The organism is Mycobacterium venezuelense (assembly GCF_054919535.1).
In genome coordinates this window covers 44,603-60,967 of sequence record NZ_JBONDW010000019.1, presented here as the reverse complement: position 1 = coordinate 60,967, position 16,365 = coordinate 44,603, and the positions used below count along the sequence as shown (strand labels likewise).

Sequence of the window (16,365 nt, the reverse complement as noted above, 5' to 3'; positions counted from 1 at the left end):
GCGGTGAAAGTACCGCAGGCCACGCCGGTATTACGGTGGAGCGGCAATGCACGCGAGAGCGGAGGCAATCACGTGAGCGAGTTCACCTTTCCGATCGTGCCGCGCTACGCCGAAATCGACCAGCAGGGCGTCGTATTCAACGGTCACTACCTCACGTGGTTCGACGAGGCGCTCACCGGCCTGCTCGACCACCTGGAAGTGAGCTATCCGGGGCTCATCGCAACGGGCCACGACCTTCAGGTGGTGCACAGCGAAATCGACTATCTGGCCTCGGTGCGGTGGCGCGACTCCGTTCGGGTCGCGGTGTGCTGTGAGCACATCGGGACGACGAGCTTCGCGGTGGGTTTCACGGTTCTGGCCTCCGACCCCGCGACACCGGAGCGCCCGGCCGTGCGTGGCCGCAACGTCTACGTCGTGCTGTCTACGGCTGACTGGACCAAGCGCCCGGTCCCTGAACCGCTGCGGTGTGCGCTCAGTTCTGTTGTTGTTCAATGACGTAACGCGATTCAGCAGACCCGGTCCACGGTCGCGGCCGCGGCGGTAATGTCAGACCATGGGTGCTCATGACGAGGATGGGTCGGGCCGCGAGCTGCCGCCGGGCATGGCCGAGCAGTTGGACCTGCCGTATTCGGGTCTGGTGTCCTTCGGACACCGCCCGTTCCTGACCGAAACCGATCAGCTCGACGCGTGGCGGCCCGATGCCGCGATCGTCGGGGCACCGTTCGACATCGCGACCACCAACCGGCCCGGCGCACGGTTCGGGCCACGGGCCATACGTGCCACGGCCTATGAAGCCGGTACGTATCACCTCGATCTCGGCCTGGAGATCTTCGACTGGCTCGAGGTGGTCGATTTCGGCGACGCCTACTGCCCGCACGGGCAGACCGAGGTCTCGCACGCCAACATCCGGCAACGCGTGCACGCGGTGGCCTCGCGCGGGATCGTTCCGGTGGTGCTCGGCGGCGACCACTCGATCACGTGGCCGTCGGCGACCGCCGTCGCCGATGTACACGGCTACGGCAACGTGGGCATCGTGCATTTCGACGCGCACGCCGACACGGCTGACAACATCGAAGGCAACCTGGCCAGCCACGGCACGCCGATGCGCCGGCTGATCGAATCCGGAGCGGTCCCCGGTACGCATTTCGTTCAGGTCGGCCTAAGGGGCTATTGGCCACCACAGGACACGTTCGAGTGGATGCTGGGGCAGGGCATGACGTGGCACACCATGCAGGAAATCTGGGACCGGGGTTTCAAGGAGGTCATGGCCGACGCGGTATCCGAAGCCCTCGCGAAGGCTGAAAAACTCTACGTCTCAGTCGATATCGATGTGCTGGACCCGGCACATGCACCGGGCACGGGAACGCCGGAGCCCGGCGGGATCACGAGCGCCGACCTGCTTCGCATGGTCCGGCAGCTCTGCTATCGCCATGACATCGCCGGGGTCGACGTGGTCGAGGTCGCACCGGCCTACGACCACGCCGAGCTCACGGTGAACGCCGCGCACCGGGTGGTGTTCGAGGCGCTGGCGGGGATGGCGGCCCGGCGGCGCGACGCCGCGAAGGAGAAGCCTGGCCCGCCCGCCCGATGACCGGACGTGGCGGCGTTTTCAGGAAGCCTTGACCAGCGTGAACTGGCAGACGTCGGTATAGCCCTCGCGGAACAGGTCAGCGCAGCCGGTGAGGTACTTCATGTACCGCTCGTACATCTCCTCGGACTGCAGCGCGATCGCTTCGTCTTTGCGGTCGTGCAACGCGGCGGCCCAGATGTCCAGGGTCTTCGCGTAGTGCGGACGCAGCGACTGAACCAGGTCGACGCGGAAGCCGGCACGCCGGGCATGCTCCTCGACCTGAGCGACATACGGCAGCTCACCGCCGGGGAAGATCTCATCCATGATGAATTTGAAGAACCGCAGCCGGCGCATCGTCAGCGCCAGTCCGCGAGCCTCGAATTCCTCGCCGCTGGGCTTGACGATGGTGTGCAGCATCATCACGCCGTCGTCGGGCAGGGCGGTGTATGCCATGCGGAAGAAATCGTCGTAGCGATCGGCACCGAAATGCTCGAACGCGCCGATCGAAACGATCCGGTCCACGGACTCGTCGAACTGCTCCCAGCCCTGCAGCAGGACTCGGCTGGTCCGGTCGGTGCCGAGCGCCTCGAAACTGCGCGCGACGTGAGCTTGCTGATTGCGGCTGAGCGTCAAGCCGACGACGTTGACGTCATGGCGCTCGACGGCGCGCCGCAGCGTGGCTCCCCACCCGCAGCCGACGTCGAGCAGCGTCATTCCCGGCTGTAACCCCAGTTTGCCCAGCGAGAGATCGATCTTGGCCAACTGGGCCTCCTCGAGCGTCATATCGGGACGCTCGAAGTAGGCGCAGCTGTAAGTCTGGGTGGGATCCAGAAACAGCCGGAAGAACTCGTCGGACAGGTCGTAGTGGGACTGGACGTCCTCGAAGTGCGGCTCGAGAGCCACGAAATCGGTGGTTTTCTCTGGCACGGCAGCCTTTGACAGTTGAAGGTGCTTCTTTTATTGCGTTCCCCACTACCAGGGAACATCCCCCGTCGATCTGCAGGTCTCGGACAGTACCCCATGGACCTGAGAACGTTGAATCACCAGATTACAGGTAGGACAATCGGACGAGATGAGCGTTGACCGACCGGGGGTGATGATGACGCAAACGGGTGACCGTGCGTTCGACGACGTCGTGTCCGAAGCCGACGCGGTCGAGCAACTGACCCCGGTCGGGGTCGACGAGGACGACGAAGGCGCGCTGGACGCCGTCCGCGTGCGGATCTCGACCTACACCGATGCCAACGAAGCCGATCTCATCGAACAGGCACTGGTGATACCGGCCGACGATGACTTCGATTTCGACCGCTGACCTGGAAGGACACATTCATGCGGCTGCCCGAGGCGCTCGAGGACCTGCCCGTCGATCCCGAGATGCCTCGGGTGTTCGGCGACCCGCACCAGACCCCTGACGGATCGACCGTCATACCTGTGAGCAAGGTGCGCCGCCGCGCCGACGGCCGGATGACGGCGCGACCACTCGGGGTCTTCGTCATCCACGGCGGCAAGTCCACCTGGGTCCCGGCTGTCGACAGCACGCGCATCGCGTTGCTCGGTGAGTTCATCGGTCTCGTGGCGGCGACGTTGGCCACCGCCGCTATGGTGCGTCGGCCACCCTGGCCGGACGTGCGCGCCGACGTCTCGCGACGAATCTGACTGCGGCTCGCGACATCAACCCGGCCGCGATCAGCCCGGCCAGCATCAGCACCCACGGCCATGCCCCGTGTAGATGAACCCAGCCTGCCACCGCTCCCTGGACGCGCCCGGCCGCGGCGATCACCGGATCCTGCGGATTTCCTTCGGACGTGAACAGGCGGATCTCGTAAACGCCGTAGTAGCTGACATAGGCGCCGACGGCGATCAGCAGCGCGCCGCTGATCCTGTTGATGTACGGGACGACACGGCGCATCCGATCGACCACCACGGTGCTCGCGAGCGCAGCCGCAACCGCCAGCACGCCCACGATGAGCGTGAAGCCCGCGGCGTAGGCGGCGAATACCCCCACACCGTGCAACGGTGTATCGGATTTCAACCCGGCCCCGGTCACCGCGAGAAACGGCCCGACAGTGCACGACAACGACGCCAGCGCATAGGTGACGCCATACCCCAGCATCGAGCCGAGCCGCGCGGTCGGGGCCCATGTTGTGTTGTGTGTCAAGACTTTCGGGACCAGAAGCCCGAGATGACGGCCCGAAAGCAGCCAACAGCCGAGCCCGAGCAGGACCAGCCCGATGACCACGGTGACGTAGGGCAGATACCGTTGCACGGTGCTGGCGGCCGCGATCGTCAGGGCACCGAAGGTGGCGAACACCGCCACAAACCCGGCGGCCATGGCGATGGTGGCCAGCAGCGCACGCCCCAGTGCCCCGAGCGCTCCCGGTGCGGTTTCGCCGCGCACCACGAGCGCAAGATAACCGGGCAGCATGGCGAATCCGCATGGGTTCAGCGCGGCCACCAGGCCCGCGCCGAACGCCAACCCGATCAGGTTCTGCTCCACGCCCGAATCAGCCGCCGAGCGCGGCCACCCGATTGGCCAACTCCTGCTGCGGCATCGCCGACGTCGGGTTGTTGACGAACGTCGACGTCCCGTCTGCGCGGTAGAACACGTAGGCGGGCTGCCACGGCACGTTGTACCGGGCCCAGATCGCTCCGTCGGCGTCGTTCAGGTTCGGGAAGTTCAAGTTGTATTTGTCGACGAAGCCTTGCATCGCCGCGACATCGGAGCGCGCCGCGATGCCGACGAAGGCCACCTGTGGGTTGGCCGCGGCCACCTGGCTCACCGAAGGCGCCTCCGCGTTACAGAACGGGCACCACGGCGTCCAGAACCACAGCACCGCGGGCCGGCCTGCCAGGCTGGACCCGTCGAACGGCGCGCCCGACAGCGTCGTGCCGCTGAACTGCAGGCGGTCGTCGGCGACCGCGGCGGGTGCGGCGACGAGGGCGAGCGCGACCGCTATCGCGGACAGCACCCCGGCCAGGCCGATGGCGAACGGTTTGTACAGCCGCGGGAATCGGATGCTCATGGCACCATCTCCTTTGCTCAGGGTTCGGCGCGCGTGCGGTGTTCGCACTCCCCTTACACGACGGTAGGCACGGTCGAGTTCACCCGTGCCCGTTTGCACACCTTCAGTTCTGCCGAGGCAGGAGTTCTGCCACGAATCGAGCCACAAAAGCCTCCCGATCGGTCGGCCCGGCCGCTCTGATGACGAACTTCGTCAAGCCCGCGGCCAGGTAGCCGTCGAGTTGGCGGTGCAGCGCCGCCCAGTCGGTGGCGATGAGGTCGGCCGGGTCCACATCAGGTCGGCGGCGGCGCACCGCCGCGACGGTGTCGGCGGGTATGTGGCCGTCAGCGACCGCGAGGCTGATGCCGTAGTGGTCCGGCTCGATCATGCGGCCAGCAGCTTCTGCCGCATGCTCGATCTGTCGGCGCGCCGCGGCCGCTTCCGGTGGCGTGAGGAAGCTGCCGAGCCAGCCGTCGCCGAACCGGCCGATCCGGGTCAGGGCCGACGGTGCGGAGCCGCCGAGCCAGATGTCGAGCGGATGGGCCGGAATCGGCTGGACGTCTGCGGACGGCACGCTGAAGAAGTCACCCTCGAATGAGACGTCGCGCTGCCGCAACACGGCCCGCAGCAGCCGCAGCGATTCGTCGAATACCGCTGCCCGGCGCCCGGGTGGCACCGCGAACACCGCGCGCTCGGCCGTCAGTGCCGATTGGAGGCCGAACACCGGCAGAACGCGTTTGGGCGCGAGCGCCGCGAGCGATGCCAGCTGTTTGGCGACCAGGACCGGATGGCGTCCCGGAAGGATCGCGACCGACGTCCCGACCTTCAACCGGGTCGTGCGGGCCAGCGCGTACGCCATACCTATGAACGGGTCCACGGCCGGCGTATACACGAGTTCGGAGAACCAAACGGAGTCGACACCGGCGCTTTCCAGCTCGTCGACGATGCCGCCCAGCACCTCCGGCCCGGTGTCTGCGCCGAGGCCCACGCCGAACCGGACCTTCATCGGACATCTTCCGCAGTTGCCATACCCAGTGCCAACACCGGGCGGGCGCCTCTTGTGCCCGATGTGCAAGCGGTTCAGAGTAAGAAAATGACCGAACAGTGGATTGAGGGTTGCTTGGTCCAGCGGATCATGTTTCGCGACGGGCTGGTACTCAACCTGAATGACTACAACGAACTCGTCGTCGCGGTGCCGTTCCAGCTGACACTGCCGGCAACCGAACACGACGATTCGGAAGTGGTGTCGATCGACCCGAGGGCGTTGACCGACGAAGTTCGCCCGCTCTTCGACTTCGCCGGGCAGCGCTGCACCCACGCCGACTGGGATGACGAGGGCGGTCTTCACCTGGTGTTCTCCGACGGCCACCGCATCGACGTGCGCCCCGACGAACACCGCACGTCGTGGGAGCTGTACGGCAAGCATCACGGCTACGCGGCATGTCTGCCTCATGGCCGGGTCCGCGTCGTGCGGCACGACCTGGGCGACGACTTGGACAGCGCCGGAGCCGGGTACGACAACCGGGAAAGCGGCTGACCGGCACCACAACGCTCTGGGCGGGTGCCGACTTTACGAATACTGTGACCCCATGCATGCCTCAGTCACGGTGTCGATGGCCGCACCTGCCGAACGAATCTGGGATCTGGTCGCCGATGTGCGCAATACCGGCCGCTTCTCGCCCGAGGTCATGGAGGCCGAATGGCTCGACGGCGCCTCGGGCCCGGCACTCGGCGCCCGGTTTCGCGGTCATGTGAAGCGCAACGAGATCGGGCCGGTGTACTGGACGACCTGCCGGGTCACGGCGTGCGACCCGGGCAAAGAGTTCGGCTTCGCGGTTCTGCTCGGCGACAAGCCGATCAACAACTGGCACTACCGGTTTACGCAGCGGGCCGACGGCACCGAAGTCACCGAGTCGTTCCGACTCAGCGAATCGGTGCCGAACCGGCTGTTCTGGGCCGTGGCAGGCCCGCTGCGTAAACGACGCAACATCCGCGACATGCGCAAGACGCTCGAACGCATCAAGGCTGTCGTGGAGTCCGACGCGGCTTAACGGAAGCCCACCCCGAAGATCGGGACCCATACCCCGAAGAACCACACGCCCCACTGGCGGAAACCGTTGTCCCACACGGGATTCAGGTTATAGCCCCAGTAGTTGATCGTCGGTGGCAACGGACCGTTCCATTGCACCGGCGGCGGCGGTCCCCAGCCCCACGGTGGCGGGCCCTTGCGGTCGTCCCACCAGTCGTGCCGGTTGTTGGCCCACCAGGGACCCTTGTCGTCCCAGTGGTCGTCGTTCCAGTGGCCGCGATCGAAGTCGCGACCGGGTCCGCGGTCACAGAACGGGAAGCAATCGTCGTTGCCGTGTCCTGGCTTGAGCGGAGCCGGCGCGATCGGGCTGGCCGAAGCCACCGGTGAGCCGAACGCCGTGACGCCGAATCCGAGCGCGCCGACCGTCAGCGTCGCCGCAACGGCCTTGCTCAACGCCTTACGCGTATTCATCCACTACCTCCTACTGTGGTGACCCTGGCGCCGGCCATCCCCCAATGGCACGGCGCCGCAACGTCTTGCGACACCACGCGGCAAGACGTTCACCCCGATGACATATCGGCGCGGTGTGCCTGCGCGTTACCCGGACCGCGGCACGGCGCCCGGCGCAATTCGCTGCAACGCGGTGGTGACTGGCCAGACTTTCAGCGTGGTTTGCCCGGGAGTCCCGATTCTCGGGCGGTCTCGCAATTTGAACCCAAGCGCCGAATACCGCCCTACCCTGGCGGTGTGGGTATCGCACCGCGGGTCAACGGAACGGCTCCGCCGGATGTTCCGCTCTCCGACATCAACCTGGGGTCCTGGGACTTCTGGGCGCTGGACGACGACATTCGGGACGGCGCGTTCACGACGCTGCGCGCGCAGGCGCCGGTTTCGTTCCAGCCCGCGTTCGAGGAGGTGGGATTTCCACAAGGAAGCGGGCACTGGGCAGTCACCCGCTACGACGACGTCTTCCATGCGAGCCGCCATCCCGAGATCTTCAGCTCCGCCTCTGGGATCACGATCGGCGACCAAACCCCGGAACTGGCGGAGTATTTCGGGTCGATGATCGCGATGGACGATCCGCGCCACACCCGTCTCCGCAACATCGTTCGCAGCGCATTCACGCCCAGAGTGCTCGCGCTCATCGAGGATTCTGTGCGCGACCGCGCACGGCGGCTGGTCGCCGACATGGTGTCACGGAATCCCGACGGCCACGCCGAACTGGTCACCGAACTCGCCGGGCCGCTGCCGCTGCAGATCATCTGCGACATGATGGGTATCCCGGAGGAGGACCATCAGCGGATCTTCCATTGGACCAACGTGATCCTGGGTTTCGGCGATCCAGATCTCACCACTGACTTCAACGAGTTCATCGCTGTCGCGATGGACATCGGCGCGTATGCCACCGCGCTGGCGGATGAGCGCCGAGCGGTGCCCGCAAACGATCTCACGACGAGCCTCGTCGAGGCCGAGGTGGATGGCGAGCGGCTGACGTCGGCCGAGGTGGCCTCGTTCTTCATCCTGCTCGTCGTGGCCGGCAACGAAACCACGCGCAACGCCATCAGTCACGGCGTCCTCGCGCTCACCCGCTACCCGGAACAACGCGACCTGTGGTGGTCGGCCTACGACGAACTGGCGCCCACCGCCGTCGAGGAGATTGTGCGCTGGGCCTCACCGGTGAGCTACATGCGTCGTACCGTCACGCAGGACACCGAACTGGGCGGCACTTCGCTGGCTGCCGGCGACAAAGTCACCCTCTGGTACGGATCGGCCAACCGCGACGAGTCGAAGTTCGCCGATCCGTGGAAGTTCGACGTGCGTCGTCACCCCAACCCGCATGTCGGATTCGGTGGCGGTGGAGCACATTTCTGTCTCGGCGCCAACCTCGCGCGGCGTGAGATCACCGTGGCGTTCGAGGAACTGCACCGCCAACTGCCCGACATCGCCGTTACCGAGGAACCGGACCGCCTGCAGTCGGCCTTCATCCACGGCATCAAGCGACTGCCCGTCGCCTGGCGCTAAGCCGCACGCTCGGCACAGATCGCCGCGAGTTCGTCGCGCGACGGCCCCGGCGGAACGGGTGGCCGCCAGCCGCTCGCGTATAGCTGCCTGGCCCTGGGCTCGGCCGCAAGGAGGCTGTCCGGCAGTGCGGTCATCTGCGCGTATGGCTCGACGACGGCCCGCACGCTCGAGTCGGCCGCCGCGGCCGCGACAATCAGATCCGAGGGCAACCGCCGGCTCACGTCGACGTCACCGCCCGACCACCGGCGCATACGATCGGCATCGGCGACCACGTGATCGGCAAACCACGGTTTGATATTGGCCGCACACCACGCGTCGAATTCGTCAGCGGCACTGGAGATGTCGATCCCGCATCGCTCGATGGCGCCGGCCAGTGAACGGGCCTGCAGCAATCCGAGCGCCACACCGCGACCCGCGAGCGGCGTTGTGGTACAGACCGCGTCGCCCACCGAAATCAGACCCGGCAGCGCCGGCCGGCCGGTCTGGTCGAGTTGGCCACGATAGCTGTTGTACAACCGGCCTCCTGGAAGCACCGGCGTGATCGGGTGTGACCGATTGGCGTCCACCCAGTCCGCGAGGCCAGGAATCGCTCGAACCGATGTCTCGAACACCCCCTCCTGCCGCAGGCCACGAAGTCGAGGGTCGGACCCGTCGTGATTGATGGTGACCGAGAAGGTGTGGTTGTCGTGCAGAAAGGCGATCGCGAAGTAGCCGGGAAAACTGAGCGACAGCCCGATCGGTGAGTTCACCGGCCCGCGTTGGGCATTGGGTTGGAGGCGATATTGGCGGGTGACGTAGACGGCACCGCAGTCGCCGCCCTCGGCCGGCGGTCGCAGCCCCCGCGTGAATCGGCTGGCCCGTCCCGACGCGTCGATGATCAGATCGGCACCGACACGATTTCCGCCCACGGTGATTGCGACGGCACGGCCGTTCTCCGCCACGACGCGATCGACATGGCCGGTGTGTACGACGACGTTGGGATGTGCCGTCGCCGTGGCACGTAACGCGCGCTCGAAGGTCGACCGCCGACAGAGCAACGCGGCGGGGAGTCCGTTGGCACCTACGGCGATCTCGGCCCCGCGAGCCAGTAGATCATCGAGGACCCCGGGCATTTCGGCGCGCAGCGCATCGACGACCTGACCGCGAAAGGTGTGTGCATGGTGAAACTGCATCACGCCTTTGCGCATCCACGGACCGCGTGGCGGCGGCCCACCGTCGCGGTCGACCACGGTGATCTGGTGGCGCCGGCCGGCCAACGCTATGGAACAGAACAGTCCGACCGGCCCCGCTCCCACGATGACGATGCGCATGCGATCCATTTCAGGTAGCGTGTGACGTAATGAATACACTAAGAGTCACCTGAAATGGTCGACGCTGTCAAGCGGCCGTACCGTTCGGAGCTGCGCACGACGCAGGCTGCCGAGACCCGCCGCGCCGTGGTGGCCGCCGCCGCGGAACTGTTCGTCGAGCGGGGCTACCGTGCGACGACCATCGATGCGGTGGCAGCTGCGGCCGCGGTCAGCCGAAAGACGGTGTTCAGTTCGGCCGGAGGCAAGGTCGATCTGTTGAAGCTCGCCGTGGACTGGGCCATCGCCGGCGACGACCAGCCCGTCGGCCTGGCCAACCGCGACTCGATGACGCGACTTTTCGAAAACGACGACCCGGTACAACTTCTCGTCGGCTGGGCGCATTTGCTCGCCGACATCGACGCCCGCACCGCACAACTGTTCCGCGCAGTCGAAATCGCTGCCGACGAGGATTCCGATGCCGCCGGTCTGCTCGCCGAACTGCACCGGCAGCGGTTGGACGGGGCCCGCAGGGTGGTCAAGCACTTACGCGAGCGTAATGCGCTGACCGCGCGCCGCCGGCCCGGCGACGCCGTCGACGTCGTTTGGCTCGCGACCGATCCGGTGCTGTTCGATCGCCTGGTACGGGTGCGCGGCTGGACCGTGCGCCGGTTCGCCGACTGGCTCGGCGAGACGCTGGTGCGTGAGCTGCTGGTCGGATAGCGGTGGTTTGTCCCGCCGCCGTCGGGGCACTCCACTCAGAGCTGTACACCTAGAGGACGGAGGATCATGCACTCCGAACACTTCCAAACCCTGCTGACGGCCACCGGGCCCTACGGATCGATCTACTTCGACGATTCGCACGACACCGAGGACGCCGCCGCACAGATTGATCTCAAATGGCGCGGGATGCGCGAGGAACTCGCACGACAGGGCGCCGGGGCCGAGCTGATCGACCGGCTGGCCGAGGCGCTCACCGCGAGACCGGCCGCGGTCGGGCGAGGCGGGCGCGTTGTCGTCGCCAACGCCGACGGCGTGCTCATCGACGAACAGGTGAGCCGGGCAGACGGCGCCCCGGTGGTGCGCGTCTCCGAGCTGCCCTACATCCTGCCGGTGCTCGCGCACGGTGTTGAGCAACCCAGCTACCTCGTGGCCGTCGTCGATCACGCTGGCGCCGATATCGAGCTGCACCGCGACGGCACGGTCACCAGCCACACGGTTGATGGCGAGAGCTACCCCGTGCACAAGGCGAGCGGAGCCGAAACCCCTGGCTACGGCGATCCCCAGCCGCGCACCGAGGAAAGCCGCGCGAAGAACATTCGCGCCGTGGCCGGCCGGGTCACCGCGCTTGTCGACGAAGAGACCCCGGAACTGGTGTTCGTCGTCGGTGAGGTGCAATCGCGTAGCGACCTCACCGCCGCACTGCCCGACCGCGTGACCGAACGGCTGGTGCAGCTACAGGTGGGCGCCCGCCACAGCGGGTTCGACCGCCAACAGCTGCACGATGCCATCGGTGAACATCTGCGACAACGCCACGTCGCCGCGATCAACACCGTGGCGCAACGCTTTTCGGCAGAGCTCGGGCGCCACTCGGGTATGGCGACCGAGGGGTTGAACGGAGTGTGTGCCGCGCTGCGGGAAGGCGCGGTCGAGACGTTGATCGTCGGCAGCATCGGAGACGCGACTGTCGTGGCCTCCGACGACCTGGCGACCGTGGCTCCGAACGCCAACGTGCTCTCCGAGCTGGGCGCCGCACCGACACACACATTGCGCGCCGATGAGGCGCTGCCGTTGGTCGCGGTATCGATCGGCGCAGAGCTGATCGGCGCGGCCGAAGACCAATCGCCTGCCGACGGCGTCGCGGCGGTGTTGCGCTACGCGCCGCGCACTCCCGCGCCGGTCACCTGACCGTCAACGTCCCGATCATGGCGGGATGGTAGATGCAGTAGAACGCGTACTCGCCCGGTTCTGACGGCGCGGTGAGGGTTGCCCGTTGCTTACCGTCGACGTGCACGTCGAACGCATCGCCGGTGCGTGCGGTCACCGAGTGCTCGACCTCGTCGTTGTTGACGATCGTGATCTGGGTGCCCGGCGCAACGGTGAGTCCGCCGCTGAACCCCATGCCCTCGATCGTGATGGTGGGCCCGTCCGGGGCGGCCTCGGCCGTCGGGCTCGCGGTGAGCGTCGCGGTCCCGGTGCCGCGTGCCGAACCGTCGTCGGACTGGCCGCAGCCCATGAGTACGACCAGTAGGCCTGCCAACGTGCAGAACAATGCAACCAGCTTCATCCGGGCCCCCTGAAGGTCGTCGGTACCCGATGACGATTATCGATCCGGCCGCGTTCAGTTTTGGCCGGTTCTGCCGATGTGCTGCTCAGAAATATCCGTTGGCGGGCGGCCAGACCCCGTTGACGGCGTAGTTGCCGGCCGCGTGTGCCTTGTAGGCCAGCGGGTTGTGGCTCGCGACCGTGCGGGCGTTGCGCCAGTGTCGGTCGAGGTTCAACGCCCGGGCGGTCGCCGATGCACCCCCGGTGTCGAACAGGCGCTGGGCCGCCGACAATGTCAGCCGTTCGGCCACCAGCTGGGCCTGCGCGACGGTGATCGCCAGTTCTGCCAATGCCTGCCCATCGTGTTCGTGGCCGCCGTCCACCACAGCGTCGATGGAGTCGGCGGCGCCGAGTACCAACGCATTCGCCGCTGCCGCATCGGCGGCGATATCACCTACGGCCTCTAGCACGAACGGATCTCCCGCAGCGGTATCGGCGAGCGAGTGCGCGGCAGGCCTCGCCTTGTCGCGCACGTAACCGACCGCGTCGTCGAGCACACGGTGCGCGATGCCTGCCGCCACCGCCGCCAGATACAGCTGCAGAAACGTGGTGCTGTGGCCGAGGTGTCCGCCATCGGACACCGTCGTGACCTCGTCAGGATGCACCTGCACGTCCCTGAAGCGCGTCCCGCCGCTCGCGGTCAGCCGTTGGCCGAACCCGTCCCAGTCATCGAACAGTTCGACTCCGGGCCGGTCCGTGGGAACTACGACCTGCACATCCTGGCCGTCGGCGTCCACGGCCGACACCGCGATGACATCGGCGAACAGCGAGCCGGTCGAATAGAACTTGTATCCGTTGAGCCGCAACACCCCGTTGGCATCGGCCAGCACCGTGGTGTCCGCACTCGACGGGGATTTCCCCGTGCCATCGGTGATGGCGTTGCCGAACACCAAACCGTCGTTGATCCGGGCGAACCAGCGACGCCGTTCGGCTTCGGTGGCCCGGTTGCTCAACAATCGCTCCGAGTACCCGAAGTGTGCCCGAAGAGCCTGAGCCACATTCGAACTCGCACGGGCGATCTCGATGACCACTGCGAGTACCTCTCGAGCACTGCCACCCGGACCGCCGTAGCGGGCAGGCACCCGCAGGTTGAGCAGACCGGCCGCCCGCAGCCGATCCACCGCCCCGTGCTGCAAAACCCGATCGCGTTCGGCGGCGACGTCACCGGCACGCAGATCGTCGACGAGCGCCGGTAGGCGCGCGACGCGATCGGCCACCGATCCGCCCAACTTCGGTTGCAGGTGGATGTGAGTCCGCTCAGTGGTCGATGTCATGAGCTCGCCAGGCAGCGCCGGCGTTCCCAGTCGCTGACATGCCGGGTGTACGCCAACCACTCGCTACGCGCGATCGTCGCGAAATCGTGCACGGAATCCGCACCGAGGATCTCGGTTATCGTGTCGTCCTGGGCTGCCAATGCGATTGCTGTTCCGAGTGATTCAGGCAGTGGCGCGCCTTTGCCGTAGAGATTCCCACCCTCGGCGACCGGTGGCGTGCGCCCGGCTTCGATACCCGCGACCATAGCGGCCAGCGCCGAGGCGATCAACCAGTATGGATTGGCATCCGAAGCGCCGCTGCGCAGTTCGATACGTGTGGCCGACGGATCCGCCCCGACCAGCGACCGCACGGCGGCACTGCGGTTGTCGCGACTCCAGGTCACCGTCGCGGGTGCGAACGAATCCGGTGCGAACCGCCGGTAGGCGTTGACCGAGTGCGCCCCGAACAACGTGATCGACGGCAGATGCTCGAGCAACCCCGCGATCGCGAACAACGCCAGCTCATTCTCGGCGCCGTCCACCGGAGCGAAGGCGGGGCTACCATCACGCCACAGCGAGATGTGCAGGTGCGCCGAACTGCCCGAGTGTTCCGTGAACGGCTTGGGCATGAAGCTGGCGATCTTGCCGTGCTTGCGCGCGACTTCCTTGGCCGCGTACTTCAGCCGAGCCGCATCGTCGGCGGCCTCCAGCGCATCGGTGTAGATCAGATTCGCCTCGACCTGGCCCGGCCCGTATTCGGTTTCGATTCCCTCCAAACGCGTGAACGCGCCCAGGGTTTCGTGCAGGTCGCTCAGCAGCGGATCGAGCGCGTTCGCATTCTCCAGGGAGTAGGCGTGGATATCCGGTTGAAACGCCGAACCATCCGGGTCGAGAAGGTAGAACTCCAGTTCCACGCCGACCTTGGCGGTGTAGCCGAGGCCGGCAAGTCGAGCCAGCACCCGCTTGAGCGTCGCGCGGGGATCCAAAAGCGACGGCCGCCGATCGTGGGTCACGATGTCGGATATCAGATGCGCGGCGCCGGTGCGCCACGGCAACAGCCGGAAGGTGGTCAAATCGGGTACGGCGTAGACATCCGGATATCCACCCTCCCAGTTGGTCAGTCTCAGGGTGTCGATCACCGTGGCATCGGTGTTCCATCCCAATGACGCCTCACAGAACGCGAATCCGGTGCCAGCGGCCCGGCCGAGGAACCCTGCTGCGGGTATTCGCTTTCCCTGGGCGTGCCCGAACGGGTCACTCCAGGCGACCTCGATCTCGGTGACCGAGCCGCCATCGATGGACTTCACCAGTGCGTGCTCGGGTGTTGGGGCGGTCCGGTCGACAACGCCGTTGACAGTCATGAGGCGTTGCCCACCCGAGTTCCGATGGCGCCGCCAATGATGAAGGCCCCCAATAGAACGCCGATGATCACCCACGCCAGCACGCTCGAGCCGCCGACCAGGTCGTTGAGGTTGGTCAAGATGAGCACGAGCGCGCCAGAAAGACCGGCCAGACCGAGTGCGGGCGCAATCCGGACCCGCCACAGCGAGTTGCCGCGCCGGTCACGGCTGAAGTACACCAGCACCGCGACGCTCGTGGCGATCATCAATACGACCACGCCGACCGTCGTCGCACCGGCGAACCACGTGTAGAACTGCGCGGCGGGATCCAGGCCGAACACGACCGCGAGCAGCACGCTCACCGCGACCACCCCGGAGATCCACAACGATGCCCGGTGCGGTGAGCCGTGCCGATCGTGCGGCCGGCTCAACGCCGCGGGCAGCACGTCGCGCTGCGACAACGCGAACACGTAGCGCGATGCCACATTGTGAAACGCCAGAATGCACGCGAACAGGCTCGTGAAGTAAAGCACCGTGATGATGTCGGCGCCCACCGCCCCGAGGTAACGCTGTGCCGTATCGCTGAGGAAGGTGCTGCCGGAATCGGTGGCGCGCGCAATGGCGTCGTCGTCACCCCACCCCGAGATCAGCGCCCAACTGGTCACCGCGTAGAACACCCCGATCAGAATCAGCGCGACGTACGTGGCGCGCGGAATGGTGCGCTCCGGGGTGCGGGCCTCGTCGCGGAAGATCGCCGTCGCTTCGAAGCCGACGTAGCTGATGATCGCGAACAGCAACCCGATTCCGAGCGATCCGGAGAAGACCGCGGTCGGATTGACGATGCCCGATGACAGACCGTGGTCGCCGCCACCCTGCACCACGATGACGAGGTCGAGCACCAGGACGATGGCGATCTCGGCGGTCAGCAGGACGCCGAGCACCCGGCTGGAAAGCTCGATGTTGCGGTACCCGAGGTACGTCGTCACCACGAAAGCCACCGCGGCGAACAGCCACCACGGCAAGGTAGGCCCGCCCGCCAACTCGACCACACTGGCGCCCGCCGGTCCCAGTAGGCCGTAGACGCCTGCCTCCAGCGCGACATAGCTGACCAGCGCGACGAATGCGATGCCGATGCCCGCCGGAAAGCCAAGTGCCTGGCGCACGTAGGAGAAGAACGCGCCCGCCTCGTCGACATGCGGAGTCATGGCAGTGAATCCGACGGCGAACAGCAGCAGCACCAGTGTGGAGACAATGAAGGTCGCCGGGAAGCCCGCGCCGTTGCCCGACGCGATGCCCAGCGGCACCACGCCGCCGATCACGCCGAGCGGTGCGGCCGCGGCGACGACCATGAACACGATCGAGGCGACACCCAGGTTGCCGCGCAGGTGCCGCCTGGCCGGTGGTGGTTGACCGTCCAAAGAATCTGGAACCGTGGTGATTTCGGACATGATCGACCGTCCTAACGGCAACGTGGGTGTTGAGCTGACCCGCGGACCATAGGGCCGCGCCGCCGTCAGTCACCAGATCTGGCGTCACCG

19 protein-coding genes are annotated in these 16,365 nt (G+C 66.6%); 9 read left to right on the top strand and 10 right to left on the bottom strand.

Annotated elements, in window-relative coordinates; all coding sequences use genetic code 11:
* Nucleotides 1–72: 72 nt before the first annotated feature.
* Together ACRCUN_RS26450 and speB are read left to right on the top strand one after the other, a co-directional pair.
* Entirely contained in the window at nucleotides 73–495 is a 423-nt protein-coding gene (locus tag ACRCUN_RS26450; RefSeq protein WP_462144589.1) for an acyl-CoA thioesterase, read from the top strand.
* Between the two features lie 58 nt (nucleotides 496–553).
* On the top strand, nucleotides 554–1,591 hold the full coding sequence (gene speB / locus ACRCUN_RS26445) for an agmatinase (protein ID WP_462144588.1): 1,038 nt from the start codon (nucleotides 554–556) through the stop codon (nucleotides 1,589–1,591).
* Between the two features lie 18 nt (nucleotides 1,592–1,609).
* Here the strand turns inward: speB and ACRCUN_RS26440 are convergent, their stop codons facing one another.
* A complete protein-coding gene (locus ACRCUN_RS26440) occupies nucleotides 1,610–2,497 on the bottom strand; it encodes a cyclopropane mycolic acid synthase family methyltransferase (protein WP_462144587.1) in 888 nt (295 codons plus the stop codon).
* Between the two features lie 145 nt (nucleotides 2,498–2,642).
* On the opposite strand from ACRCUN_RS26440, the gene ACRCUN_RS26435 reads away from it, so the two are divergent.
* Nucleotides 2,643–2,882, top strand: coding sequence for an Rv3202a family protein (locus ACRCUN_RS26435; protein WP_462144586.1), 240 nt, complete (start codon nucleotides 2,643–2,645; stop codon nucleotides 2,880–2,882).
* Between the two features lie 17 nt (nucleotides 2,883–2,899).
* Nucleotides 2,900–3,226 carry a hypothetical protein gene (locus tag ACRCUN_RS26430; RefSeq protein WP_462144585.1) on the top strand — a complete coding sequence of 109 codons (327 nt, stop codon included), beginning with the start codon at nucleotides 2,900–2,902 and terminating at the stop codon, nucleotides 3,224–3,226.
* Here the strand turns inward: ACRCUN_RS26430 and ACRCUN_RS26425 are convergent.
* The 3 genes from ACRCUN_RS26425 to ACRCUN_RS26415 all read right to left on the bottom strand — a co-directional run bounded on the left by ACRCUN_RS26425 (nucleotide 3,168) and on the right by ACRCUN_RS26415 (nucleotide 5,578).
* On the bottom strand, nucleotides 3,168–4,067 hold the full coding sequence (locus ACRCUN_RS26425) for a cytochrome c biogenesis CcdA family protein (protein ID WP_462144584.1): 900 nt from the start codon (nucleotides 4,065–4,067) through the stop codon (nucleotides 3,168–3,170). The two genes, ACRCUN_RS26430 and ACRCUN_RS26425, sit on opposite strands and share 59 nt — an antisense overlap.
* 7 nt (nucleotides 4,068–4,074) lie before the next feature.
* Nucleotides 4,075–4,593 (bottom strand): disulfide bond-forming protein DsbE, encoded by a 519-nt coding sequence (locus ACRCUN_RS26420; protein ID WP_462144583.1) that lies wholly within the window; start codon nucleotides 4,591–4,593, stop codon nucleotides 4,075–4,077.
* Nucleotides 4,594–4,696: 103 nt separating this feature from the next.
* Nucleotides 4,697–5,578 carry a TIGR03854 family LLM class F420-dependent oxidoreductase gene (locus tag ACRCUN_RS26415; protein WP_462144582.1) on the bottom strand — a complete coding sequence of 294 codons (882 nt, stop codon included), beginning with the start codon at nucleotides 5,576–5,578 and terminating at the stop codon, nucleotides 4,697–4,699.
* Nucleotides 5,579–5,665: 87 nt separating this feature from the next.
* On the opposite strand from ACRCUN_RS26415, the gene ACRCUN_RS26410 reads away from it, so the two are divergent.
* Both ACRCUN_RS26410 and ACRCUN_RS26405 read left to right on the top strand, forming a co-directional pair.
* The gene (locus ACRCUN_RS26410) at nucleotides 5,666–6,109 is read left to right on the top strand and encodes a DUF6188 family protein (RefSeq protein ID WP_462144581.1); all 444 of its coding nucleotides are present in this window, start codon (nucleotides 5,666–5,668) and stop codon (nucleotides 6,107–6,109) included.
* A 52-nt stretch (nucleotides 6,110–6,161) separates the two neighbouring features.
* Nucleotides 6,162–6,623 carry an SRPBCC family protein gene (locus ACRCUN_RS26405; RefSeq protein WP_462144580.1) on the top strand — a complete coding sequence of 154 codons (462 nt, stop codon included), beginning with the start codon at nucleotides 6,162–6,164 and terminating at the stop codon, nucleotides 6,621–6,623.
* Here the strand turns inward: ACRCUN_RS26405 and ACRCUN_RS26400 are convergent.
* The gene (locus ACRCUN_RS26400; RefSeq protein ID WP_462144579.1) at nucleotides 6,620–7,072 is read right to left on the bottom strand and encodes a hypothetical protein; all 453 of its coding nucleotides are present in this window, start codon (nucleotides 7,070–7,072) and stop codon (nucleotides 6,620–6,622) included. The genes ACRCUN_RS26405 and ACRCUN_RS26400 overlap by 4 nt on opposite strands.
* Nucleotides 7,073–7,348: 276 nt before the next feature.
* On the opposite strand from ACRCUN_RS26400, the gene ACRCUN_RS26395 reads away from it, so the two are divergent.
* Complete coding sequence (locus tag ACRCUN_RS26395) at nucleotides 7,349–8,623, top strand: cytochrome P450 (RefSeq protein ID WP_462144578.1); 1,275 nt, start codon at nucleotides 7,349–7,351, stop codon at nucleotides 8,621–8,623.
* On the opposite strand, the gene ACRCUN_RS26390 is transcribed toward ACRCUN_RS26395, so the two are convergent.
* The gene (locus tag ACRCUN_RS26390; RefSeq protein WP_462144577.1) at nucleotides 8,620–9,942 is read right to left on the bottom strand and encodes an FAD-dependent oxidoreductase; all 1,323 of its coding nucleotides are present in this window, start codon (nucleotides 9,940–9,942) and stop codon (nucleotides 8,620–8,622) included. The two genes, ACRCUN_RS26395 and ACRCUN_RS26390, sit on opposite strands and share 4 nt — an antisense overlap.
* Nucleotides 9,943–9,987: 45 nt before the next feature.
* On the opposite strand from ACRCUN_RS26390, the gene ACRCUN_RS26385 reads away from it, so the two are divergent.
* Nucleotides 9,988–10,632, top strand: a complete 645-nt coding sequence (locus ACRCUN_RS26385) for a TetR family transcriptional regulator (protein WP_462144576.1) — start codon at nucleotides 9,988–9,990, stop codon at nucleotides 10,630–10,632.
* Nucleotides 10,633–10,698: 66 nt separating this feature from the next.
* The gene (locus tag ACRCUN_RS26380) at nucleotides 10,699–11,817 is read left to right on the top strand and encodes an Rv2629 family ribosome hibernation factor (protein ID WP_462144575.1); all 1,119 of its coding nucleotides are present in this window, start codon (nucleotides 10,699–10,701) and stop codon (nucleotides 11,815–11,817) included.
* Here the strand turns inward: ACRCUN_RS26380 and ACRCUN_RS26375 are convergent.
* The 4 genes from ACRCUN_RS26375 to ACRCUN_RS26360 form a co-directional block, all read right to left on the bottom strand.
* The gene (locus tag ACRCUN_RS26375) at nucleotides 11,810–12,196 is read right to left on the bottom strand and encodes a cupredoxin domain-containing protein (protein ID WP_462144574.1); all 387 of its coding nucleotides are present in this window, start codon (nucleotides 12,194–12,196) and stop codon (nucleotides 11,810–11,812) included. The genes ACRCUN_RS26380 and ACRCUN_RS26375 overlap by 8 nt on opposite strands.
* An 85-nt stretch (nucleotides 12,197–12,281) precedes the next feature.
* Nucleotides 12,282–13,508, bottom strand: a complete 1,227-nt coding sequence (locus ACRCUN_RS26370; protein WP_462144573.1) for an acyl-CoA dehydrogenase family protein — start codon at nucleotides 13,506–13,508, stop codon at nucleotides 12,282–12,284.
* Nucleotides 13,505–14,848: a glutamine synthetase family protein gene (locus tag ACRCUN_RS26365; protein ID WP_462144572.1), complete on the bottom strand. Its 1,344-nt coding sequence runs from the start codon at nucleotides 14,846–14,848 to the stop codon at nucleotides 13,505–13,507. The genes ACRCUN_RS26370 and ACRCUN_RS26365 overlap by 4 nt, the downstream gene beginning before the upstream one ends.
* Entirely contained in the window at nucleotides 14,845–16,275 is a 1,431-nt protein-coding gene (locus tag ACRCUN_RS26360; RefSeq protein WP_462144571.1) for an APC family permease, read from the bottom strand. The genes ACRCUN_RS26365 and ACRCUN_RS26360 overlap by 4 nt, the downstream gene beginning before the upstream one ends.
* Between the last annotated feature and the right edge of the window lie 90 nt (nucleotides 16,276–16,365).